The organism is Proteus sp. STS61-E (assembly GCF_040932335.1).
GTDB lineage: Bacteria > Pseudomonadota > Gammaproteobacteria > Enterobacterales > Enterobacteriaceae > Proteus > Proteus mirabilis_B.
In genome coordinates, this window is the sequence record NZ_JBFQGE010000001.1 from 299,640 (window position 1) to 323,268 (window position 23,629).

At 40.9% G+C, this 23,629-nt stretch carries 23 protein-coding genes; 20 read left to right on the forward strand and 3 right to left on the reverse strand.

Annotation, left to right across the window (positions count from 1 at the left end; translation table 11 throughout):
- Window positions 1–21 precede the first annotated feature (21 nt).
- The 9 genes from cheW to flhA all read left to right on the forward strand — a co-directional run bounded on the left by cheW (window position 22) and on the right by flhA (window position 11,028).
- The gene (cheW, locus tag AB4J89_RS01445; RefSeq protein WP_023581802.1) at window positions 22–522 is read left to right on the forward strand and encodes a chemotaxis protein CheW; all 501 of its coding nucleotides are present in this window, start codon (window positions 22–24) and stop codon (window positions 520–522) included.
- A gap of 382 nt (window positions 523–904) precedes the next feature.
- The gene (locus AB4J89_RS01450; protein WP_368467843.1) at window positions 905–2,611 is read left to right on the forward strand and encodes a methyl-accepting chemotaxis protein; all 1,707 of its coding nucleotides are present in this window, start codon (window positions 905–907) and stop codon (window positions 2,609–2,611) included.
- A gap of 59 nt (window positions 2,612–2,670) precedes the next feature.
- Window positions 2,671–4,317, forward strand: coding sequence for a methyl-accepting chemotaxis protein (locus AB4J89_RS01455; protein ID WP_161711401.1), 1,647 nt, complete (start codon window positions 2,671–2,673; stop codon window positions 4,315–4,317).
- A gap of 6 nt (window positions 4,318–4,323) precedes the next feature.
- Window positions 4,324–5,214, forward strand: a complete 891-nt coding sequence (gene cheR, locus AB4J89_RS01460; protein WP_088495210.1) for a protein-glutamate O-methyltransferase CheR — start codon at window positions 4,324–4,326, stop codon at window positions 5,212–5,214.
- Window positions 5,207–6,259, forward strand: a complete 1,053-nt coding sequence (locus AB4J89_RS01465) for a chemotaxis response regulator protein-glutamate methylesterase (RefSeq protein WP_088495211.1) — start codon at window positions 5,207–5,209, stop codon at window positions 6,257–6,259. The genes cheR and AB4J89_RS01465 overlap by 8 nt, the downstream gene beginning before the upstream one ends.
- Before the next feature lie 59 nt (window positions 6,260–6,318).
- Complete coding sequence (gene cheY / locus AB4J89_RS01470; RefSeq protein ID WP_023581807.1) at window positions 6,319–6,708, forward strand: chemotaxis response regulator CheY; 390 nt, start codon at window positions 6,319–6,321, stop codon at window positions 6,706–6,708.
- A gap of 9 nt (window positions 6,709–6,717) precedes the next feature.
- The gene (gene cheZ, locus AB4J89_RS01475; RefSeq protein ID WP_023581808.1) at window positions 6,718–7,374 is read left to right on the forward strand and encodes a protein phosphatase CheZ; all 657 of its coding nucleotides are present in this window, start codon (window positions 6,718–6,720) and stop codon (window positions 7,372–7,374) included.
- A 422-nt stretch (window positions 7,375–7,796) separates the two neighbouring features.
- Window positions 7,797–8,945 (forward strand): flagellar biosynthesis protein FlhB, encoded by a 1,149-nt coding sequence (gene flhB / locus AB4J89_RS01480; protein ID WP_088495212.1) that lies wholly within the window; start codon window positions 7,797–7,799, stop codon window positions 8,943–8,945.
- The gene (gene flhA / locus AB4J89_RS01485; RefSeq protein WP_088495213.1) at window positions 8,938–11,028 is read left to right on the forward strand and encodes a flagellar biosynthesis protein FlhA; all 2,091 of its coding nucleotides are present in this window, start codon (window positions 8,938–8,940) and stop codon (window positions 11,026–11,028) included. The genes flhB and flhA overlap by 8 nt, the downstream gene beginning before the upstream one ends.
- A gap of 388 nt (window positions 11,029–11,416) precedes the next feature.
- On the opposite strand, the gene AB4J89_RS01490 is transcribed toward flhA, so the two are convergent.
- The 3 genes from AB4J89_RS01490 to flgA all read right to left on the reverse strand — a co-directional run bounded on the left by AB4J89_RS01490 (window position 11,417) and on the right by flgA (window position 13,243).
- Window positions 11,417–11,857, reverse strand: coding sequence for a flagella synthesis protein FlgN (locus AB4J89_RS01490; RefSeq protein ID WP_088496016.1), 441 nt, complete (start codon window positions 11,855–11,857; stop codon window positions 11,417–11,419).
- A gap of 13 nt (window positions 11,858–11,870) precedes the next feature.
- The gene (gene flgM, locus AB4J89_RS01495) at window positions 11,871–12,170 is read right to left on the reverse strand and encodes a flagellar biosynthesis anti-sigma factor FlgM (RefSeq protein WP_088495214.1); all 300 of its coding nucleotides are present in this window, start codon (window positions 12,168–12,170) and stop codon (window positions 11,871–11,873) included.
- 416 nt (window positions 12,171–12,586) lie between these two features.
- Window positions 12,587–13,243, reverse strand: a complete 657-nt coding sequence (gene flgA, locus AB4J89_RS01500) for a flagellar basal body P-ring formation chaperone FlgA (RefSeq protein ID WP_088495215.1) — start codon at window positions 13,241–13,243, stop codon at window positions 12,587–12,589.
- A gap of 209 nt (window positions 13,244–13,452) precedes the next feature.
- Between flgA and flgB the strand changes: the two genes are divergently transcribed.
- From flgB to flgL, 11 genes are all read left to right on the forward strand, one after another.
- The gene (gene flgB, locus AB4J89_RS01505) at window positions 13,453–13,863 is read left to right on the forward strand and encodes a flagellar basal body rod protein FlgB (protein WP_075673034.1); all 411 of its coding nucleotides are present in this window, start codon (window positions 13,453–13,455) and stop codon (window positions 13,861–13,863) included.
- Between the two features lie 10 nt (window positions 13,864–13,873).
- A complete protein-coding gene (gene flgC, locus AB4J89_RS01510; protein ID WP_069367469.1) occupies window positions 13,874–14,278 on the forward strand; it encodes a flagellar basal body rod protein FlgC in 405 nt (134 codons plus the stop codon).
- A 12-nt stretch (window positions 14,279–14,290) separates the two neighbouring features.
- Window positions 14,291–15,121 carry a flagellar hook assembly protein FlgD gene (locus AB4J89_RS01515; RefSeq protein WP_088495216.1) on the forward strand — a complete coding sequence of 277 codons (831 nt, stop codon included), beginning with the start codon at window positions 14,291–14,293 and terminating at the stop codon, window positions 15,119–15,121.
- A 27-nt stretch (window positions 15,122–15,148) separates the two neighbouring features.
- A complete protein-coding gene (gene flgE, locus AB4J89_RS01520) occupies window positions 15,149–16,375 on the forward strand; it encodes a flagellar hook protein FlgE (RefSeq protein WP_088495217.1) in 1,227 nt (408 codons plus the stop codon).
- Between the two features lie 21 nt (window positions 16,376–16,396).
- Complete coding sequence (locus AB4J89_RS01525; RefSeq protein WP_088495218.1) at window positions 16,397–17,152, forward strand: flagellar basal body rod protein FlgF; 756 nt, start codon at window positions 16,397–16,399, stop codon at window positions 17,150–17,152.
- A gap of 19 nt (window positions 17,153–17,171) precedes the next feature.
- On the forward strand, window positions 17,172–17,954 hold the full coding sequence (gene flgG, locus AB4J89_RS01530) for a flagellar basal-body rod protein FlgG (protein ID WP_088495219.1): 783 nt from the start codon (window positions 17,172–17,174) through the stop codon (window positions 17,952–17,954).
- Between the two features lie 63 nt (window positions 17,955–18,017).
- Window positions 18,018–18,761: a flagellar basal body L-ring protein FlgH gene (locus AB4J89_RS01535; RefSeq protein WP_088495220.1), complete on the forward strand. Its 744-nt coding sequence runs from the start codon at window positions 18,018–18,020 to the stop codon at window positions 18,759–18,761.
- A 14-nt stretch (window positions 18,762–18,775) separates the two neighbouring features.
- On the forward strand, window positions 18,776–19,882 hold the full coding sequence (locus tag AB4J89_RS01540) for a flagellar basal body P-ring protein FlgI (RefSeq protein WP_088495221.1): 1,107 nt from the start codon (window positions 18,776–18,778) through the stop codon (window positions 19,880–19,882).
- Window positions 19,882–20,868, forward strand: coding sequence for a flagellar assembly peptidoglycan hydrolase FlgJ (gene flgJ / locus AB4J89_RS01545; protein ID WP_088495222.1), 987 nt, complete (start codon window positions 19,882–19,884; stop codon window positions 20,866–20,868). The genes AB4J89_RS01540 and flgJ overlap by 1 nt, the downstream gene beginning before the upstream one ends.
- A 117-nt stretch (window positions 20,869–20,985) precedes the next feature.
- A complete protein-coding gene (gene flgK / locus AB4J89_RS01550; RefSeq protein ID WP_368467851.1) occupies window positions 20,986–22,629 on the forward strand; it encodes a flagellar hook-associated protein FlgK in 1,644 nt (547 codons plus the stop codon).
- A gap of 31 nt (window positions 22,630–22,660) precedes the next feature.
- Window positions 22,661–23,605, forward strand: coding sequence for a flagellar hook-associated protein FlgL (gene flgL / locus AB4J89_RS01555; protein WP_156733628.1), 945 nt, complete (start codon window positions 22,661–22,663; stop codon window positions 23,603–23,605).
- Window positions 23,606–23,629 lie beyond the last annotated feature (24 nt).

Consider the following 23,629-nt stretch of genomic DNA (forward strand, 5'->3'; position numbering starts at 1 on the left):
TAGTGAGGATAAAATAAGATTATGGCTTCGGAACATTTCGAGAAATTATCCGGTGAAACTGTTGGACAAGGATTTCTAATTTTTACGCTGGGCGATGAAGAATATGGAATTGATATTTTAAAGGTTCAAGAAATTCGTGGATATGATCAAGTTACACGTATTGCTAATTCACCTAGCTTTATTAAAGGTGTAACTAATTTACGGGGCGTTATTGTTCCGATAGTTGATCTACGTATTAAATTTTCACAAGAAAGTGTAACTTATAATGACAATACTGTTGTTATTGTGGTTAACTTATTAAATCGAATTGTGGGAATTGTTGTTGATGGCGTTTCTGATGTTCTTACGTTAAAGCCAGAGCAAATCTGCCCTGCGCCAGAGTTTGCAGTCACAATGTCTACTGAGTATTTAACAGGTTTAGGTACTTTAGATGAAAGAATGCTTATTCTTGTTGATATTGAAAAATTACTCAACAGTGAAGAAATGGAATTAGTCGATAGCGCAACAATTCAAGCTAAATAAGTTTTTATTTTTTAAAAAATAATCTAAATACTGTTCCGGTAATTTTGCCGGAATAGCTATTTCTATCTTTTTTATTTTATTAGCGAGTGCTAAAGCATTAAATTAACTTTAAGTAAAATTAAAAGATAAAAAGAACTAATAATTTTAGTTAAGTTCTATTTTATTATTTATTAGCTTATAAGTAGCTATCACCTAGCAGTAATATTTTTCTACTGACGGAAATAACTTTAAAGTTTTTTATACTTATAATTTTAATTAAAAATAGTATTACCACCGCTTTCTAATGGGGCAAAAACGTGACTAAGACGAAATGAAACCTATAAAGTTTCTCTTAAGTCTGCCGATAACTTGCTCATTACCGTTTATTATAAAAAGGGAAACTATGTTTAGCCGAATGAAAATAGTGACTGGATTATTATCCATTCTTCTGTTGTTTGGTGTTTTGCAATTTGTCTCAGGGGGAGTTTTTTACTCAAATATCGTTGAGACAAGAAACGACCTTAATAAAACACTGACAATACAAGATCAACGAGAGCGCCTAGATGAAAGCTGGGCTAACTTACTGCAAGCTCGTAATAACATTAACCGCGCCGCGATTAGTTTTTTATTACAAGATAAAAATCTTAATGTAGATGATTCTCTATCTGTTGACTATCTGACGGGTCTTGCTCGTAAAAATATGTCCCGTGCAGATGAGAAATTTAAAGAATTTGAAAAAAATATTACGGCTTATCAAGTTCACTCAGAAGATGATGTTCGTAGCCTAAAAGGGCGTTTTATCGAATATTTTTCTGCATTAAACCAACTGGAAATTTTACTTCAAGATAAGAACTTAAAAGACTTTTTTGAGCAACCAACTACAGGTTATCAAGATGCTTTTTATAAAGAATATCTTGCATATGTCATGCGTAATGAGAAATTTAACGAAGAGTTAAATGTGGCACTAGAAGCCTCTCACCAACGTACTGTCATTACTATGGTTGTGTTAGCCATTATCGTGATCTCGGCATTAATTCTATGCTGGTTTGCATTACGTAATGCCTTAATTAGACCATTAAATTCACTTCTATTAAGTATTAAAACTTTCTCTGAAGGTGATTTACGTCCAAATATCGAAGTGAATGGCCGCAATGAAATGAGCTTGTTAGCAAATGGTTTAAAACATATGCAACAAGAGCTTATTCAAACCGTTCGTGGTGTCTATCAAAGTACGGAAAACATTTATAACAGCACAAGTGAAATTGCCGCTGGGAATAATGACTTATCTGCTCGTACAGAAGAGCAAGTGGCTTCGTTAGAAGAAACTGCTGCAAGTATGGAACAGTTAACGGCAACCGTAAAACAGAACGCAGACAATGCTCGCCAAGCAAGTAATCTTGCTAATGACGCCTCAGATATTGCCCGCCAAGGCGGAAAAGTTGTTGCTAATGTGGTGCAAACGATGCACGACATAGCCGGAAGTTCTCAGAAAATCACCGATATCACAGCTGTTATCGATGGCATTGCATTCCAGACCAATATTTTGGCACTGAATGCGGCTGTTGAAGCAGCAAGAGCCGGTGAGCATGGTCGCGGATTTGCGGTAGTTGCCGGAGAAGTTCGTAACCTTGCACAGAGAAGTGCAGAAGCTGCTAAAGAAATAAAAACACTGATTGAAGATTCTGTAAGTCGTACTGAAACGGGTTCTGTACTCGTTGAAAGTGCGGGTGAGACGATGACGCGTATTGTGGATTCAGTAACACGTGTTACTGACATCATGGGCGAAATCGCTTCTGCATCAGATGAGCAAAGCCGAGGTATTTCACAAGTTGGCCTTGCGGTTTCTGAAATGGATCGCGTCACTCAGCAAAACGCCTCTTTAGTAGAACAATCTGCAGCCGCTGCTGCTGGTCTTGAAGATCAAGCAGTTGCATTAACCCGCTTAGTTTCAATCTTCAAATTACCGGGTCAGGAAGAAAAAACGCTAGAAAGAAAGGAATCGGATGCAACCCCTGTAGTTAAAGCCGCTGCTCCACTTATAAAACCAGGAACCTCAGAAAAGAAAAAGAGCAGCAGTGTTGAAGATCCCGCTAACTGGGAAACTTTCTAACAACAACAAGTGGCTGACAAGCGGTGGCTTTTAACCACCGCTTTAAACGAGGTGAAGGCATGTTTAGGTTTCGCAAATTAAAGATATCCACCAGTCTCTATTTATTGCTGATGATGTTTTGCGTTATGCAGGTGATTTCTAGTGGTATTTCGCTAGGGATCGTTCATTTGAATAACGAACAGATCACCAGAGTAGATATAGATACATCTAAGCGAGATGAATTAGGATTAAGTTGGGCATCTTTAATACAAACACGTAATGCGATTAATCGTGTAGCTATTGCAGTGAAAACTGAACAGTCAACGGATTATATTCAATCTATTGAATCAATTGCACTTTCACGTTTGGAAACGGCGAATACTCATTTTCAAAATTTCCTTGCTGATATCAATAAAGAGGCAATCCCAACAGAAGAAAAAGAAATCGTTGAAGCAGTAAAAAACGATTACCACGTTTTATATGGTGCATTAACTGAATTACATAGCATGTTAAAAAACGATAACTTCCAAGGTTTTTTAGATCAACCAACAGAACGTTATCAAACAGCGATGGAAAATTCATTTAACACTTATATGAATTATGTTCAGACAGAAATTACTGAATCTATAGAGCAAGGACATCGCTCTTATACTATTGCTATCTTGATGTTTATCGGTGCAATAGCGATGGTTATTGTGGTATCAATCGCCGCTCATCGTTGGCTAAGTTTTAATATCATTAAACCTTTCGCAAGTTTAAGCCGTTATTTTAATGATGTTGCCACCGGTAAATTAAATCGTGAAATTCTTGTCTTCACCGATGATGAAATAGGGGATGTGTTTAGACGACTACGAGATATGCGTGGTGAGCTCGCGCGTTCTATTCGTATCGTTCGTGATAACAGCCATGCTATGTATTCTGGTATTCAAGAAATTTCCAAAGGAAATACGGATTTATCCTCAAGAACTGAACAACAAGCTGCTTCGTTAGAAGAAACTGCGGCAAGTATGGAAGAGTTAACAGCAACGGTAAAACAAAATGCTGATAACGCCTTGCAAGCGAGCAAGCTCGCAGAGTCTGCTTCTGAAACAGCCATACGTGGTGGAAAAATCACGCATAGTGTTGTTGAAACCATGGATGCGATTACACAAAGTTCTCAAAAGATAGGGGCTATTATCAGTGTGATTGATGGTATTGCGTTCCAAACCAATATATTAGCACTTAACGCCGCGGTTGAAGCTGCGCGCGCAGGTGAACAAGGGCGTGGATTCTCTGTTGTTGCTGGAGAAGTTCGTAACCTTGCTCAACGCAGTGCTGATGCTGCAAAAGAGATCAAATTATTGATTGATGAATCTGTTTTACGAGTCTCTCAAGGTTCTCAACTCGTTAATAATGCAGGGCAGACAATGGAGGAACTCGTTACATCAGTAAATAAAGTCACTGAATTAATGGCAGAAATCGCCTCAGCTTCTGATGAACAAAGTCGAGGTATTCACCAAGTCGCTGATGCAGTCAGTCAGATGGATCAGGTGACACAGCAAAACGCTGCTTTGGTGGAGCAATCAGCATCTGCTGCCGCAGCATTGGAAGATCAGGCTAATAATCTTGTTGATGCTGTATCGGCATTCGAGTTGCCTGACACGGATGAGAGTAATAATTCTTCATCCCTAGAAGGTAATGGGTTGAAAAAAGCAGATAAAAAATCATTTTTTAAAAAGACCCATTAAAAAACAATGAAACGTAATGTTACTGAAGTCTTATCAGATATCGCTGCTCAACCGTTGGATATTTTTACCCAACGGTTCATGTTGTCCGATGATCAGTTCCAATCTATATGCCAATTGATTTATCAAAAGGCAGGTATTGTGCTGACTAACAACAAAAGGGAGATGGTTTATAACCGTCTCACTAGGAGGTTACGTGAATTACGGATGAATAACTTTGGTGACTATCTTGCGTTTCTTAAAAGTGATATACGCAACCCTGAATGGCAAGAGTTTGTAAATGCATTAACAACCAATCTCACCGCATTTTTCAGGGAAGCGCATCATTTTCCTATTCTGGCTAAACATGCCAGAAAAAGAGCAGGAGGCGTCTACCGAGTATGGTGTGCAGCCGCATCTACTGGAGAAGAACCTTATTCAATTGCGATGACTTTACGCGATGTTTTTGGGAATAACCCTTATAAAACCAAAATTATTGCCAGCGATATCGATACTAATGTGTTGGATAAAGCACGAAAAGGTGTTTACCGACAGGAAGAGCTTAAAACTTTAAATGATGAATATTTGAAAAAATATTTTCTCAAAGGTGTCGGCGATTTTGAAGGATACGTGAAAATTAGACAACAAATCAGCGAGATGGTCTCTTTTCAGTATTTGAATTTACTCGACAAGCAATGGGATTTAGAAGGCAGTTTTGATGCGATTTTTTGTCGTAATGTCATGATTTATTTTGACAAAGCGACACAACAAACCTTACTTAACCGCTTTACCTCATTACTTAAGCCAGACGGAATGCTGTTTGTTGGACATTCTGAGAATGTAAGCCAGCTTAGCAAGGATTTCTACTTGCATGGGCATACCGTTTACGGGCTGACACCAGCAAGGAGAGGTTATGAATAAAATAACGGTACTCTGTGTTGATGATTCGGCGTTAATGCGTCAAATCATGCGAGAAATCATCAACAGTCATAGCGATATGGAAGTTGTTGATTGTGCACCAGATCCTATAGTGGCTCGTGACTTAATAAAAAAGTACAACCCACAGGTATTAACGTTAGACGTTGAAATGCCACGTATGGATGGTATTGATTTCTTGGAAAAACTGATGCGATTAAGACCAATGCCTGTCGTTATGGTCTCATCATTAACAGCTAAAGGCTCAGAAGTGACGTTAAAAGCGTTAGAACTGGGTGCGGTTGATTTTGTGACTAAACCACAGCTTGGTTTGCGTGAAGGTATGATGGCTTATAGTGAACTGATTGCTGAGAAAATTCGTGCTGCGGCACTGGCACGGATTAATCGACGAGAAGTACAAGCAGCGCCTTCTAAATCATTGTCATTTACACCGATGATTTCGAGTGAAAAGTTGATTGCTGTAGGTGCATCAACTGGTGGCACAGAGGCTATTCGTAATTTTCTAGAACCATTACCCGTTACCAGCCCTGCGATATTAATTACGCAACATATGCCCGCAGGGTTTACACACTCATTTGCAGAACGATTAAATCGTTTATGCCAAATTAGTGTAAAAGAAGCAGAAGACGGCGAACGTGTATTACCTGGGCATGCTTATATTGCGCCAGGTGATTATCACATGGAGCTTCGTCGCAATGGTGCTAACTACCAGATCCACATTAATAAAGAGCCAGCAGTAAATCGTCATCGTCCTTCTGTCGATGTGTTATTTAGGTCTGTCGCAAAATATGCGGGACGTAATGCTATCGGTGTGATTTTAACCGGAATGGGAAGTGACGGTGCTGCGGGTTTATTAGAAATGCGTCGTGCTGGTAGTTATACCTTTGCACAAGACGAAGCGAGTTGTGTCGTCTTTGGTATGCCACGCGCTGCGGTTGAATTAGGCGCAGTAGACGAAGTGAAAAGCATAAGCGCAATGAGTAAAGCGGTGCTGATGAAAATCAGCAGCACACAATCATTGCGTATCTGATTAAGTTCAGTTTAAAAAGCAACACAGTAATTTGCCGATATATTTTGAAGGAGTTTTCAATGGCAAGTAAGGATCTGAAATTTTTAGTGGTTGATGATTTTTCAACAATGCGCCGCATAGTTCGTAATTTGCTAAAGGAATTAGGATTTACGAATGTAGAAGAAGCAGAAGATGGTGCTGACGCGTTAGCTAAATTACGCAATTCGGCAATTGATTTTGTGATCACAGACTGGAACATGCCAAACATGGATGGTCTAGAGCTTCTTAAAAATATTCGTAGTGACGCGGGACTTGCAGCAACACCAGTACTTATGGTTACCGCTGAAGCTAAAAAAGAAAATATCATTGCAGCAGCGCAAGCCGGTGCAAGTGGATATGTTGTTAAACCTTTTACAGCAGCAATTCTTGAAGAAAAACTAAATAAAATTTTTGAAAAACTGGGCATCTAAGGAGTCGCAATGAGTGGGAATCCAATTATGCCGAAAGATAATATTGAAATGACATCTGATATTATCAGCCGGATCGGACAATTGACGCGGATGTTACGCGACAGTTTGCGAGAATTAGGATTGGATAAAGCAATAGCCGAAGCAGCAGAAGCCATCCCTGACGCTAGGGAACGACTGGACTATGTTGCTCAAATGACCGCTCAGGCAGCTGAGCGTACATTGAACTGTGTCGAAGCTGCGCAGCCTAAACAGGATGCGTTAAGTGCCGATGCGACTAAGCTTACTGAGCGTTGGGACCAATGGTTTGAACAGCCAGAAGAGCTGAAAGATGTACGCTCTCTTGTAACCGATACCCGCAATTATTTGCGGGATATCCCTGAGAGTACGGCTTTTACTAACAGTCAGTTATTGGAAATTATGATGGCACAGGATTTCCAAGATCTGACCGGTCAGGTAATTAAACGCATGATGAGTGTTGTTCAAGAAATTGAAAAACAACTCGTGATGGTATTAATGGAAAACCTGCCACCAGAGCAACTTGAAAAGTCTAATGTGAAGAAAGAGACCGACTCTTTATTAAATGGTCCACAGGTTAATAAAAACAACGCTGGCGTGATCAAAAATCAAGATCAAGTTGATGATTTACTGGAAAGTTTAGGTTTCTAACCTTCTAATGAGTTTTAGGGCGATAAGGACGTTGAGATATGCAGGACGCATTCGCTCTATGCTCTGCTCTTTTAGGATGGTGTATTTTATGGATAAAAAATCACGTAACAATGCTTTAATAGCACACGCTATTGAAGAAAATGTAAGCCGCTTTTTTTAAGCGGCTTTTGAATTTGTCGAAATAAACATCAAAAGTAAAATTACTCAATTTTGCCGTTAATTTTGCTGATCTCCTTATAATCAGCGTCAATATTGCCTATATCTCCATTTTTATCATTGGGTTATTTTTTAAGTACATGCTGTCATAGCCCAAAAAGCCCCGTAAATTTGCGATTGTTCAGCCCATCAATTTCCTCTGAATTTGTCATGCTTAGAGTCATTTCATTCATGCTTTTAATCTCAATATCTAAATCGGACAGACTGTGGCTGAAGATAGCGATCTCGAAAAAACAGAGGACCCCACACCCCATAAACGGGAAAAAGCCAAAAAGGATGGACAAATTGTTCGTTCTAAAGAGCTATCGTCCGTATTAATGATCTTGGGTGGCGTGAGTTTGCTGTGGATGAGTGGTGGGTTTATCACTCGTGGGCTATATGCCATGTTAACAGAAGGGTTTACGTTTAATCATCACCTTATCGGTAATGAGAATTTGCTGATCCCTCGATTTGGTAGTTTGATTAAACAAGCTGTATTTGCGCTATCACCTGTGTTTTTGGGTTTAGTGCTTGTGGCAATTGGTGGCTCTGCCTTATTAGGCGGAATTAACTTTAGTAGTAAATCCATTAAGTTTGATCCGAAAAAATGGAACCCTATTTCCGGGTTAAAGCGCATTTTTTCAATGAATGCGTTAGCTGAGTTATTTAAAGCGATACTGAAATCAACCTTTGTGGGGATCGCTGCAACCGTTTTTTTATGGCACAACTGGAACGATATTCTTCATCTGATCACGCTTCCACCACTAAGTGCGCTAGCGAATGCGATGCAACTGCTGATTTTCGCAGTCTATATCACAGTGTTTATGCTGATCCCGATGGTGGCATTCGACATTATTTTCCAAATTCGTAGTCATTTGAAAAAGCTACGTATGACGCGCCAAGAAATTAAAGATGAATTTAAACAGCAAGAGGGTGATCCGCAACTTAAAGCGCGTATCCGTCAGCAACAACACGCAATGTCTCGCCGTCGAATGATGGCGGATGTACCTAAAGCTGACGTTATTGTTACGAACCCAACACACTATGCTGTTGCACTGCAATATAACGACAAAATGACTGCACCTAAAGTTTTAGCAAAAGGTGCAGGAGCTATTGCGTTAAAAATTAAAGAGATTGGTGCAGAAAATCGAATTCCGCTTCTAGAAGCGCCACCGCTTGCTAGGGCGTTATATCGTCACAGTGAAATAGGCCATGCAATACCTTCAACCCTCTATGCTGCGGTTGCAGAGGTACTTGCATGGGTTTATCAGCTGAAACGATGGAAAACCGAAGGTGGTTTAAAACCTAAACAACCTATGAACTTGCCAGTGCCTCCCGCACTGGACTTTGCTGGAGAAGATAATCGTCATGGCTAATTTGGCCTCATTACTCCGCTTGCCGGGAAATTGGAAAAGTTCTCAGTGGCAGATACTGGCAGGGCCAGTGCTTATCTTGTTGATACTGTCAATGATGGTATTGCCATTGCCACCTTTTCTATTGGATTTATTATTTACCTTCAATATCGCACTCTCCATCATGGTGCTGTTGGTTGCAATGTTCACTCGACGTACTTTGGACTTTGCAGCTTTCCCTACTATTTTGCTGTTTACTACGTTGTTACGTTTATCATTAAACGTTGCTTCAACACGTATCATCTTAATGGAAGGACATACAGGACCAGAAGCGGCAGGGCGCGTTGTTGAGGCGTTTGGCCATTTCCTTGTTGGCGGTAACTTTGCTATCGGTATTGTGGTCTTTATCATCCTTATTTTGATTAACTTTATGGTTATCACTAAGGGTGCGGGACGTATTGCTGAAGTAGGTGCGCGTTTTGTGTTAGATGGAATGCCGGGTAAACAGATGGCAATCGATGCTGACCTGAATGCTGGTATTATCAACGAAGACGAAGCAAAGAAACGCCGTAAAGAAGTTTCATTAGAATCCGACTTTTACGGCTCAATGGATGGTGCGAGTAAGTTCGTTCGTGGTGACGCCATTGCTGGCTTAATGATCCTTGTGATTAACGTGGTGGGTGGTCTTATCGTCGGTGTTGCTCAACACGGAATGGCATTAAACGATGCAGCAACGACTTATACCCTTTTAACCATCGGTGATGGTCTGGTTGCTCAAATTCCTGCATTGATTATCTCAACGGCAGCGGGTGTTATCGTTACTCGTGTTGCAACAGATGAAGACGTTGGTCAACAGATGGTTACCCAACTGTTTGATAATCCTCGTGTTCTACTGTTAACTGCTGGTGTGCTAGGTCTGTTAGGTTTAGTACCAGGAATGCCTAACTTTGTTTTCCTTTTCTTCACAGCAGCATTAGGTGGATTAGGTTGGTATATCTTACGTCGCAACGCCAATCCTGAAGTACAGCAACAAAAAGAGATGGAAGAAGTTGAAAAACAAAACCGTGTTGTTGAAGCTTCATGGGAAGATGTACAGCTTGAAGATCCATTAGCTATGGAAGTAGGGTATCGCTTAATTCCAATGGTTGATAATCGCCAAAATGGTGAGTTGTTAGGCAGAATTAGTGGTATTCGTAAAAAGTTTGCTCAGGAAACGGGATATCTTCCTCCAGTCGTTCATATTCGAGACAATATGGAATTAAGACCTTCCTCTTATCGTATTTTAATGAAAGGGGTTGAAATTGGTCACGGTGAAGCGCATCCGGGTCGTTGGTTAGCAATCAATCCGGGTAATGCAGTTGGTTCTTTAGATGGCGATATTACTCAAGAGCCAGCATTTGGTTTACCCGCAGTTTGGATTGATGACAGCTTAAGAGAGCAAGCACAGGTTCAAGGTTATACCGTTGTGGCTGCAAGTACCGTTATTGCAACGCACTTTAACCATGCATTAGCGAAATACGCATCAGAATTATTTGGTCGTCAAGAAGCACAAATGCTGTTTGATAGGGTGAGTAAAGAGCTCCCTAAAATGACAGAAAATATGATCCCAGATATGCTTTCGCTTACTGTATTGCACAAAGTATTGCAAAACCTGCTGTCTGAGCAAGTGCCTATTCGTGATATGAGAACCATATTAGAAGCTTTAGCAGAGCACGCGCCAGAGCAGAAAGATCCAGCCGAATTAACAGCTGTTGTTCGTGTTGCACTTCGCCGTGCGATCACACAACACTGGTTTGGCGATCAGGATGAAATTCAAGTCATTGGTTTAGATGCAAGTTTAGAGCGCATTCTTGTTCAAGCTATGCAAAGTGGCGGTGGTTTAGAGCCGGGACTAGCTGAGAATATTGAACAACAAGCAGCGGATGCCGTGCGTCACCAAGAGATGTCCGGTGGAGCTCCAGTATTGCTAGTGAATCATGCGTTGCGTTCATTATTGTCACGTTTCTTACGTCGCAGCCTACCGCAATTAGCCGTATTGTCGAATATGGAAGTCAGTGAAGGTCGTCGCATTAGAATGACGTCGATGATTGGTGGACAACCTCATTAATTGGCTATAAGGGATATCTAAGTCTAAAAGGTCACTGTAATAAGTGGCCTTTTTTATATTTATAAAATAGAAAGATGTGATGGTTAGAGAGCAGGAGATGCGTTAGCTTTTTACTCACAACAAAGAGAGAAGCCAGTGCATCAATAAATAGATAGCTTAGTGATATTTATTTTAGCGTTATGAAAAAGTACGGTCATGATGTGGTGATAATCAAGATCTAAGCAAGAGTTAAGGTTTTAGATAAGAGAAGTGTCACAAGAAGATGTTAGATAACAGCGGAGTGTTATCTGTTGTTGCTGGTTTAAAGTGAGTCGTGTTTTATCGGCAAAGCAAAACGCCATCAATATTGATGGCGTATCGTGTGAATTCTGATAATTATCGAGAAAACCTAAACCTGAATTTTACGCCCAGCCAGTGTTGAACGCTGTGCTTGCCCATCAGAACCATAAAGGGTTGGGCTGTGGTTCTTCTGCAAAAAACGGATAGCATCACTATTACGAGTGATATGTTGATCGAGTAGTAATCCGTTATGTTGATTCAGATATTTTAACTCCGCCGTGATGTCTATTATCTGTGTCCATAAATCAGATAAGAACGGCAACCCTGAATAAGGTTTTTCTACACCGGCTTGTAGGCTTAGCGTATGACGCTGTTGGTCTGTATGACCTAAAGCCGACAAGACAAAATTCTTCTGTTCAGTTACTTCGTGTAGGGCATTGATATCAATATTACCTGCGCATAATAACTGTTGTTCAGCACGTAAAATACCCGCAATGGTATTAAGCTGTGATAATTGAAGATCTAAAGTCTGGCGGAGTTCTTCCATCATAATCATTAAAATATTATTGAGTTATGCTTTCAGCAGCTTCACGGAAAAGAGCGTCCGCAATTTTACCGCTGTCCATGGTTAATGTGCCGTTGGCAATTGCTTCTTTTAAGCGAGCAACTTTCTCAACGTCAATGTCTTTATTTCCAGGTTGAACAAGTTTTTTCTGCGCTTCACTTAGTTTTACAGAAGTGTCGCCTGTTGCAGTTTTTTGTTCAGTTGTTCCCGATTTACGTGAGCCTTGAGTGATTTCACCCGGGTTACGTTGTGCAATTGCGTTAATCGGAAGCAGTGGATTCGCGCGTTCAATACTCATAGGAAAATCCTTTGTTAGGCATCAATTAATAGTCAGATGAAGCCATTGTAAAACAACCTATGTGTTTTCGCCTATCATCTTGTTTCTTTATATCGGCTGTTGAATCAAAAACTTTAATCTTAGTATTACTCGTCATACTTCAAGCCGTAGCGTTGTTGACTGCATTCACTCACACTAGTCACATACTTATGTATGCTCCTAGCGATTCGTTCATTTGTCGCCTAGCTACAACTTGAATTATTTAGAGTAAAAAGGCTTAGACTTAGAGTAAAAAGTATGCAAATAAATCTAAAGTCTTATTCAAAATGCGACATCGATAAACGTAATACAAGAGAGTTTACCTTGGCTTGCCATAACTGAAACGGGTAACAAGCAATTCAATATAGGCTTATTCTGCTTATCAGCTTTTTGAACTATTAAAGCGGGATGCGTACAGAGCCGTCTTCAAGTGCTTCGCCAGTGACGATTTGGCCTGATTTAACTCTGACTCGAATCGTTTCATTGGCGACAGCATTGTTTACGGCTTTACCTTCATAACGGATCTGAAAGTGAGGGCCCTGTGCAAATACAGTGACTGTTTGTCCCGCCAAAATAGCCCAAGGGCGACGAACCATTGTGGAAGTTAAAGGTTTTCCTGCGGATATTTGTCGCATTGCGATCGCATTTTTAATTAATGCCGGATCACGTAATACATCATAAGGTAATTTTTCTAATTCACCCGTTGCCATGCTAACGGCAGAAGTTTCAATAATGTCATCACGATTAATGTCTTTTTTCGCGATTAAATATTCACCATTAACGCTAACATCAATTTGAATAAACCGACGTTGTTTATCACATTGAATTGGGATTGAAAGACGTCCCCAATTACGAGAGCCAGCATGACGTTGGATCTCTTGTGTTTGGCAGACAGGCCATTTATCTTCTGGTGTTAAAACTGTCACAGTCACTTTATCGCTTTGTTGATGAAGTGCGACAAAGAAATCTTGTAGTTCTTCAGGGAGTGATTTTGCGACACTCACATTCATCATAAAGAAAAAAGAAAATAGACCGATAAGAGTTCTAACTAACATAATTTGTATCACCTTACAGAGTTGATGCTAATTGTGCGTTTGTCATTATTTAGCAATAACAGTGTACATCGACTTTGCACGCCTTAAACGCATAAATAGCAATCCAATTTACGCCTATTCCTCCAATCATCTTTTTTTTGAGCGTTTATTCTGTCAACTGAAATTGTTTTATCAGCTGAGGTAAGTGGCTTAGCCACCAAGGATAGAAGATGCTCGATAAATTAGAAAATACGTTTCATTTTCAACAAGAAGCGCTTTCAATACGCAATAAACGCCAAGAAATTCTCGCTGCGAATATCGCTAACGCAGATACCCCAGGCTTTCAGGCTCGTGATATTGATTTTGCTTCTGAATTGAAGAAAACCATTGAAAATGGACGAACAGGTACTCATGGCATGCAATTGGCTATGACATCTGAACGCCATATCCCAATCAAACCCGGTTATCGCTTAGAAGCGGACTTACTTTATCGCGTGCCTCATCAAACTGCGATGGATGGTAATACCGTGGATATGGACATGGAACGTAGTAATTTTGCTGACAATAGCCTTAAGTATCAGGCTGATGTGACATTTATTAACTCGCAAGTTAAAAGCATGATGGCTGTATTGCAACAGTAGGGTAAAGAGCATGTCTTTATTTAGTATTTTCGATATTTCAAGTTCAGCACTTTCAGCGCAATCACAGCGTTTAAACGTGAGTGCCAGCAATATGGCAAACGCTGACAGTGTTGCGGGTCCAGATGGCGACCCTTATCGTGCAAAACAGGTTGTTTTTCAGGTAAACGCACCTGCTGGTCAAGAAGTTGGTGGTGTTCGTGTCACTGAAGTGGTGGATGATCCTGCGCCATTTCGTATGGAATATCAGCCGGGACATCCCTTTGCCGATGAAAAAGGGTATGTACGTATGCCGAATGTTGATGTTGTGGGTGAAATGATTAACACCATCTCTGCATCAAGAAGCTACCAAGCTAACGTCGAAGTGATGAACACGGCAAAATCGCTGATGCAAAAAACACTGATGATAGGTCAATAGGGAGAATAAATTGTGGGTATTTCCTCCTCAATGAATGAACCTTATGATAATACCATTATCGGGGATGCTCCTTCTTCATACCATACGAAAAAAAGTGGTAGTGATGATATTAAAGGGAATTTCCTGACACTTCTCATCACCCAGATGAAAAATCAAGACCCAACAAACCCAATGCAAAATAATGAGTTAACTTCCCAGTTAGCTCAGATTTCAACTGTTGAAGGCATTGAAACACTGAATAAAACAGTGAATAACATTGTTGGGCAGATTGACCAAAGTCAGGCGTTAAAAGCCTCTTCACTGGTGGGACGAGGTGTTATGGTCTCTGGGAATAAAATTGTTGTCTTTCAGCCAACCGACGGTAAAGGTGAGACTGAAAAACCCGGTGATGGGGATGACACAATTCCAACACCTGACACTCAAAATGAAAAAACACGTCAGCAAATGGGATCGTATAAAGCAGATGATACGGACCCAAATACGCCTGACAGCGAACACCTTTTTTCAACACCTTTTGGTTTTGAATTACTCAGTCCAACCGATTCTCTTACGATAAACATCACCAATGCGAGTGGTGTGACCGTTCGTACAATCAATATGGACAAAAAGATGCTACCGGATGTTTATAACTTCTCTTGGGATTGTACTGATGAAGATGACAATCCTGTTCCACCGGGAAGTTATAAATTTACCGTTAACGCCACGCTTAATGATGCTCAGGTCCCTGTTAAGACACTGAATTATGCGCTGGTGAATAGTGTGTCCATGGTGGATGGTGGTGCCCGCCTTGATGTTGGCTTAGGTAATACCGTTTCATTGGATGAAATTCGTCAGGTTCTTTAACTAACACATATTCAACTTGGAGGGCGCATGTCCTTTTCACAAGCAGTAAGTGGTTTAAACGCAGCAGCCGCTAACTTAGATACTATCGGTAACAATATTTCTAACTCCGCAACCTACGGTTTTAAAGGTGCAAACGTTTCTTTTGCTGACGTTTTTGCCGGTTCAGGTGCAGGTCTGGGTGTTAAAGTTGCAGGTATTAGTCAAAACTTTAAAGACGGTAGTATCACTACCACTAACCGCCCAACAGACGTAGCGATTTCTGGCGGTGGTTTTTTCCGTATTGAAGATCAAAACGGTGGGGTTTTCTATTCACGTAACGGTGAATTTGGTAAAAATAAAGATGGTTTCCTGACCAATATGCAAGGTATGCGTGTAACAGGTTATCCAGTACAAGTTGTTGATGGTAAAAATGTTGTTCAAAAAGGGGCAACACCAACACCTATCGTTATTCCTACCGATATGATGAACGCCAGTGCAACAGACAAAATCAATATGGCGGTTAACCTGAATTCAGGTGAAGAGAAACCCGCTAAAGCGCCATTTGATTCTAAAGATGGTGATACTTATAACTTCAGTACTAACGTTACCACTTACGATAGCTTAGGTAATGAACATAACCTGAACTTATTCTTTGTAAAAACTAATGACAATGAATGGAAAGTTTATGGGCAAGATACCTCAACTAAAACAGCAGGTGGTGCGCCAACTCCTCATCAAGATTTAGGCACTTTAAAATATACCAATGCAGGGGTGCTAGAGAGTTATACAAAGACCGATATGAATATTGCCTCTTTAAATGGCTCTGCGGCAGGTACTATTGAACTGGATTTCACCGGCAGTACTCAGCAAAAAGTTTCTGAATCAAGCGTATCTAAATTAGCGCAAAACGGTTACCAAGCGGGTGAATTCACCAACTTCCGTATTGAGCAAGATGGCTCAATCATGGCGACCTATTCAAACCAACAAAGCCAAGTTGTTGGTCAAATCGCATTAGCTAACTTTGCAAACGCGGGCGGTTTAAGCTCTCAAGGCGACAACATGTGGTCTGAAACTAACGGTTCAGGTTCACCAATTGTCGGTGTTGCAGGCTCTGGTGTATTCGGCAAATTAACTAACAACGCATTAGAAGCGTCTAACGTTGATATGAGCCAAGAGTTAGTCAACATGATCGTTGCTCAACGTAACTATCAATCAAACGCACAAACCATCAAGACTCAGGATCAGATCCTGCAGACTCTGGTTAGCTTGCGCTAATAACGCCGGAAATAATCTGTTATGGATCATGTGATTTATACCGCGATGGGCGGCGCCAGACATTCGATGGAAAATCAAGCTGTCGTGGCGAACAACTTAGCAAACGCATCAACGCCGGGATTCAAAGCGCAGCTTAGTGCAATGCGAGCCGTACCTGTCAATGGCGATACCTTACCGACTCGTACATTAACGGTAGCATCAACGCCAGGTAGCGATCAGAGTCAAGGAACGATGAACTATACCGGCAGGTCAATGGACGTTGCTTTAAGTGATAACGGCTATTTAGCGGTTCAACTTGAAGATGGCACAGAAGCCTATACCCGAAACGGGAATATTCAACGTAACGCTGACGGCATGTTGATGGTACAAGGGCGTTTGTTAATGGGCGATAACGGTGCAATTGAAGTACCGGCTCAAGCAAATGTCAGTATTGCCAATAACGGTATTGTGACTGCGCATGTACCGACTGATCCACCCAAAATGCTGGGTCAAATTGGTCGTCTGAAAATGGTAAAACCAGAGCAAAACGATTTAGTTCGTGGCGATGATGGTTTATTCCATTTATCTCAGCAAGGAACAGTGCGAGCGGGTGAACAATTACCTGCTGATGATAGCGTGAAGGTGTTAGCTGGTGTGTTAGAAGGCAGTAATGTTAACCCAGCAGAAGCCATGGTCGATATGATAGCAAACGCAAGACGTTTCGAAATGCAAATGAAGGTTATTCATAGCGCTGATGATAATGCGCAACGAGCTAACCAATTGCTATCACTGAGTTAAATAGTGTAAGGGGAAAACCATGATCCGTTCTTTATGGATTGCTAAAACTGGGTTGGATGCACAACAGACAAACATGGATGTGATTTCCAACAACCTCGCAAACGTCAGCACCAATGGTTTTAAACGCCAACGTGCAGTTTTCGAAGATTTACTGTATCAAACAATTCGTCAACCGGGTGCAATGACATCAGAACAGACGAATGCGCCGTCAGGTTTACAAATTGGTACAGGTGTTCGTCCTGTTGCGACTGAGCGTTTACACAGCCAAGGTAACTTAGCGCCAACAAACGGAACACGTGATGTGGCGATTAAAGGACAGGGTTTCTTCCATGTTCAGTTACCCGATGGTACAGACGCTTATACCCGTGACGGTGCATTCCAAATGGACCAAAATGGACAATTAGTGACAACCAGTGGTTTCCAAGTTGTGCCGGCAATTATTCTGCCTGAAACTGCGAAAAAGGTCATGATTGGTCGTGATGGTACTGTCAGTGTTGAGATTGAAGGTGATCCTGCTCCTCAACAAGTGGGTCAATTGACACTAACAACCTTTATTAATGACAGCGGATTAGAAAGTGTTGGTGAAAACTTGTACTTAGAAACCGCAAGTTCTGGCGCACCAACTGAAAATGCCCCAGGTATCAACGGCGCAGGCTTGTTGTATCAGGGATATGTTGAAACCTCTAACGTTAACGTAGCTGAAGAGCTGGTCAATATGATCCAGACTCAACGTGCTTATGAAATTAACAGTAAAGCGATTTCAACATCTGATCAGATGTTACAGAAACTAACGCAACTCTAATTTCGTTTGTTCATTAGCCTGACAGGGTTTCCTGTCAGGCGTATTACTAAAAGAGTATCGAAGATGGATACAAAGGTCATTACTGACAATTCTGGGGCAAGAAAGCTTAGTGTCAGATGGCGTCGTCATCAACGTTTAGGTACCGCCCTGTTGGTACTGACACTGTCGGGATGCGCATATATACCCAAAAAACCGTTAGTAGAAGGTAACACAACGGCGGTTCCAACGGCACCGACTGCACCGGCACCCAATGGCTCTATTTTTCAGGCAACTCAGCCTGTTTATTTTGGCTATCAACCTTTATTTGAAGATAGACGTCCTCGAAATATAGGCGATACGCTGACTATTACATTGCAAGAGAATGTCAGTGCAAGCAAAAACTCATCTGCAAATGCCAGCCGTAATGGTAAAGCAGGATTCCTTGCTGCGATAACACCGGGATTCTTGGAAGGGGTGTTTGGTAATAAACGTACCGATATGAGTATGGAAGGAAATAGTGACTTTGGCGGTAAAGGTGGCGCAAATGCGAACAATACCTTTAAAGGCACCATTACTGTTACCGTCGATCAGCTTCTTGCCAATGGAAACCTGCACGTTATTGGTGAAAAGCAAATTGCTATCAATCAAGGTACTGAATTTATCCGTTTTTCAGGTGTTGTGAACCCAAGAACCATCAGTGGTACTAATACCGTAAATTCAACCCAAGTTGCTGATGCTCGTATTGAATATATCGGAGACGGTTATATCAATGAAGCACAGTCTATGGGATGGCTACAACGCTTCTTCTTAAATGTATCACCTTTTTAATGAGTAGGGTCCAGATGAAAAAAATAGCGATGAGCCTTTTCTTTATCGTGATGACATGTGTCGGTTTTTCCGCTCATGCCGAACGGATCAGAGATCTCACCTCTGTTGAAGGGGTAAGAGAAAATGCGCTGATTGGTTATGGTTTGGTCGTGGGATTAGATGGAACGGGTGACCAAACAATGCAAACCCCGTTTACCACGCAAAGTCTGAATAACATGCTCTCACAATTGGGGATCACAGTACCACCCGGTACCAATATGCAATTGAAAAACGTTGCTGCGGTAATGGTAACTGCCAAATTACCGCCTTTTGGTCGTACAGGGCAATCAATCGATATCGTTGTTTCATCCTTAGGTAATGCAAAAAGCTTACGTGGTGGTACGTTGCTGATGACACCATTAAAAGGTGTTGATAATCAGGTTTATGCTTTAGCACAAGGCAATATTATTGTCGGGGGAGCAGGTGCATCTGCGGGTGGTAATAGTGTTAAAGTCAACCAGTTAGCGGGTGGACGCATTAGTAATGGTGCTATTATTGAACGTGAACTGCCTTCGCAATTTGGTCAAACAGGTCTGCTAAACCTACAACTAAATGAAGAAAACTTCACGTTGGCACAACACATCTCTGACACTGTTAATAAATTACGAGGTGTGGGTACCGCTATTCCTTTAGATGCACGTACAGTTCAATTACGTGTTCCTATTGGTAAAAGTGAACAAGTACGTTTCTTGGCTGAAGTACAGAATCTTGAAATTAAACGTGTTGTTGCAGATGCGAAAGTGATCATCAATGCAAGAACGGGTTCTGTTGTTATGAATCGTGATGTGACATTAGGAAGCTGTGCGATTGCTCAAGGTAACCTTTCCGTTACGGTTGATAGCCAAGTGAATGTAAGCCAACCTAATACTCCGTTTGCGGGTGGTAGTACTGTTGTAACGCGTAATACCAGCGTAAATATGAGTGAACAAGGTGGCTCATTACAGCAAGTGAATGCAAGCGCAAGCTTAAACGAAGTGATCCGCACATTAAATGCACTGGGTGCAACACCAACAGATTTAATGTCAATTTTGCAAGCAATGGAAAGCGCGGGTTGCTTACGTGCGAGATTGGAGATTATCTGATGAAAGATTTATCTCTGCTTTCTTCGATGCCGACGATGTCAGCGCCGGCATATGACAGTAATGCATTGAATAAACTCAAATATCAGGTTGGACAAAATGCTGATCAGCAAGGGCTGCGCCAAGTGGCGCAGCAACTTGAAGGCGTTTTCGTTCAAATGATGTTAAAAAGCATGCGTGATGCTATTCCTCAAGAAAGCATGTTCAACTCAGAAAGTACCAAGATGTACACCTCTCTTTATGATCAACAAATCGCTCAAGATTTATCACAAAAAGGCTTGGGCTTTGCTGACATGATAGAAAAACAACTTTCTGCCAAAGTCACGATGGACCCTAGCGAAATGGCGGGTAAAACACCGATGCCATTAGATGGCAGTGATATTTTTCAATCCATGCCAACACAAGCCTTGGGGCAAATTTATCGTGCTATGCAGCCGTATCAAAATGCAGTTGAAAGCACGATTGGTAAGCTTAAAGGCTTATCTGAGAGCAGTGCTTCTTTTGCATCAAAACTGTTAGGGCCTGCGAAACAAGCCACAGAAGGTACTGGTGTACACCATCTTTTAGTTGTTGCTCAAGCCGCGCTTGAATCAGGTTGGGGTAAGCGTGAAATTCTAACCGGTGACGGTAAACCAAGTTATAACCTGTTTGGTATCAAAGCAGGAAGTAGCTGGAAAGGGCCTGTCACGAATATCATGACAACCGAAGTGATTGATGGTAACTCGATTAAAATGCGTGATAATTTCCGTGTTTACGGCTCCTATGTTGAAGCTATTCAAGATTACCTCAGACTTATCACTGAAAGCCCTCGTTACGCCAAAGTACCTCAAGCTCAAACCCCTGAACAAGCGGCTTACCGTATTCAAGAAGCGGGTTATGCCACCGATCCAGGTTATGCGAAAAAACTGGTTTCAATTATTGGTCAATTAAAAGGAAGTGGTGAGCAAGTTGCTAAAACTTATACTCACGATTTAAGCGACCTATTTTAATTATTTTCCCCTCAAGTTTAGAGGGGAAGTACCGATAATAAAGACCAGAGCATCCATTCAACTTGCCAGCTATGCTCCGTGCATACGGGTGATGACTAAACGTAAAAGGATAGACAAATGTCCAACAGTTTAATTAATACAGCGATGAGCGGACTTAATGCGGCACAAGCTGCGATGAGCACTGTGAGTAATAATATCGCTAACCAAAATGTAAAATGGTACAACCGCCAAATGACTGTTTTTAATGAAAACAGCGGCACAATGACCAGTAATGGTTATATCGGTAATGGTGTTAATGTTAGTCGTATTCATCGTGAGTATAACGAATTCCTTGCAGGTCAAATGAACCGTGCAATGTCAAAACAAAGCGCACTTAATAGCTATACCCAAAATATCTCACAAATTAATGATTTGTTAGCAGATAAAGGGAATGACGTTTCAAGTGCTATTGACGAATTTTTTACCAGCTTACCCAACGTGACCAATAATGCAGAAGATAATCCTGCACGTACAACGGTTATTGGTAAAGCGGAAGCAATGGTTAATATGTTTGCTAAAGCAGACCAATCATTGCGTGATCTAGAAAAAGATATTAATAGTCAGGTGACTAACACCTCTAAAAATATCAATGAATATACAAAACAGATCGCAAAACTAAATAACGAAATTAGTCGTTCTAAAGGCTTTAACGGTGCTGATCCTAACGACTTATTAGACCAACGTGATCGTTTAATTCAAGAACTAAACACACTGGTTGATGTTCAAGTAACTCAACAAGACGGCGGTTTTGTTAACGTCACATTTGCTAATGGTTTGCCATTAGTATCTGGTACTCGTTCTTATGAAGTTTCGGCTATCCCATCAAGCAAAAATAGCGAACGCCTTGTTATTGGTTATAGCAACGGTATTGATGAAGTTCGTGAAGTGGATGCAAAACGTATTAAAGGTGGCGAACTTGGCGGTGCATATCGTAGCCGTGAAGAAGTGTTAGATCCAAGTCGTAACCAATTAAATCAATTAGCGTTAGTGTTGGGTGATCAATTTAATAAACAACACGAGCAAGGTTTTGATTTAAATGGCGATAAAGGTGAAAAATTCTTCGACCTTGGTGGCGCTCATGTTATGCCTAACGGTAAAAATAAAGGCGATGCTAATTTTGCTGTTGAATATGCAGATACGAAACAAGTTAAAGCAGCCGAATATACAGTTAGGTATGAAAGTGGCAAATGGAACGTCACTGTAGAACCAGGTAATCGTAAATTTGAAGCGATTCCTGATGCTACAACAGGTGAATTGAAATTCGAAGGCATGAATATTAAGGTCAATGGTACAGCACAAGAAGGTGATTCTATTGTTGTTCAATCTGTAGGTAATGTGATTGCAGATATGAAAGTTGCGGTAACTGATCCTAGTAAAATTGCGGCTGCTGGCTCGAAAGATACGGGTCCAAGTGACAACGAAAACATGAAAAAATTGTTTGAGTTACCTGATGAAAAAATTATTGATGGTAAAACAACAATTGCAGGTGGTTATGGTTCACTGATCAGTATGGTTGGTAATAAAGTGAATACCGCACAAGTTGACTTCGATGCTCAGGTTTCTATCACTAAAAGTATTATAGAACAACAACAGTCTGTTTCTGGTGTGAACTTGGATGAAGAATACGGTGAGATGTATCGCATTCAAGAATACTACATGGCAAATGCAAAAGTGATTCAAACAGCAAACAGTATGTTTGATGCGATTATGCAAGTTTTCTAAGTAACCCTTCATCAGAATAAGGAATATCACTGTGCGTTTAAGTTCAAATCAAATTTTTAGCCAGCGTGTGGACAATATCACCAGTTCACAAAGCAAATGGATGACTGAAGGAAATAAAATCTCCAGTGGTCGTCGTGTTGAAAAACCATCAGATGATCCAATGGCGGCTTCTCAAGCGGTAATGGTTAAACAATCTGAATCTCGTAACCAGCAGTATGCGACAGCGCGTGGATTTGCAAAAAACAGTATGTCTTTGCAAATGAGCTTAGCAAGCCAAATGGTTAATATTACGACTAAAATCCAAGAAACACTGGTTGCAGCGGGTAATGATGCGACATTAAGTGATGAAGACCGTTCTTCTCTTGCTGATCAATTAGAAGGTTTAAAAGATCAGTTAGTGGGTATTGGTAACACAAAAGATGGTGTTGGTCGTTATATTTTTGCTGGCTTCCAATCAGATAAACCACCTTTTGTGGCTGATGCAACAGGCAAAATTACCTATCAAGGTGGTGATAAGCAAATTACCCAAAAAGTAGATAGTAATATTGAAATGGTCACTAACTTTACAGGGATCGAAACATTACAATCTTCAGGTAGTAAAGGGACTGCTCCAGATATTTTTGAAGCATTAGATGGTGCTATCACTGCGTTACGTGAACCTTTAACAGGTAAACCACAAGCAGATCGTGATGCAGCATTAGAAAAAATTGATGAAGCAAACCGTGTTAACCGTGCAACGTTAAATAACATTTCAAGTGTAGAAGCTAAATTAGGTTTACAACTTCAAGAGCTTGATAACTTAGATGATTTAGGTGCGGATACTTCTTTAAGAAATGCAAAACGTTTAAGTGAACTGCGTGACTTAGATTGGACACAAGCGATTTCAGATTATTACCAAGAAGAGTCTGTATTACAGGCTTCTTATAAGGTCTTTAACGACATGAAAGATATGTCGATGTTCAAAATGTATCGCTAATTATTTAGTATCGTCTTAAGATAT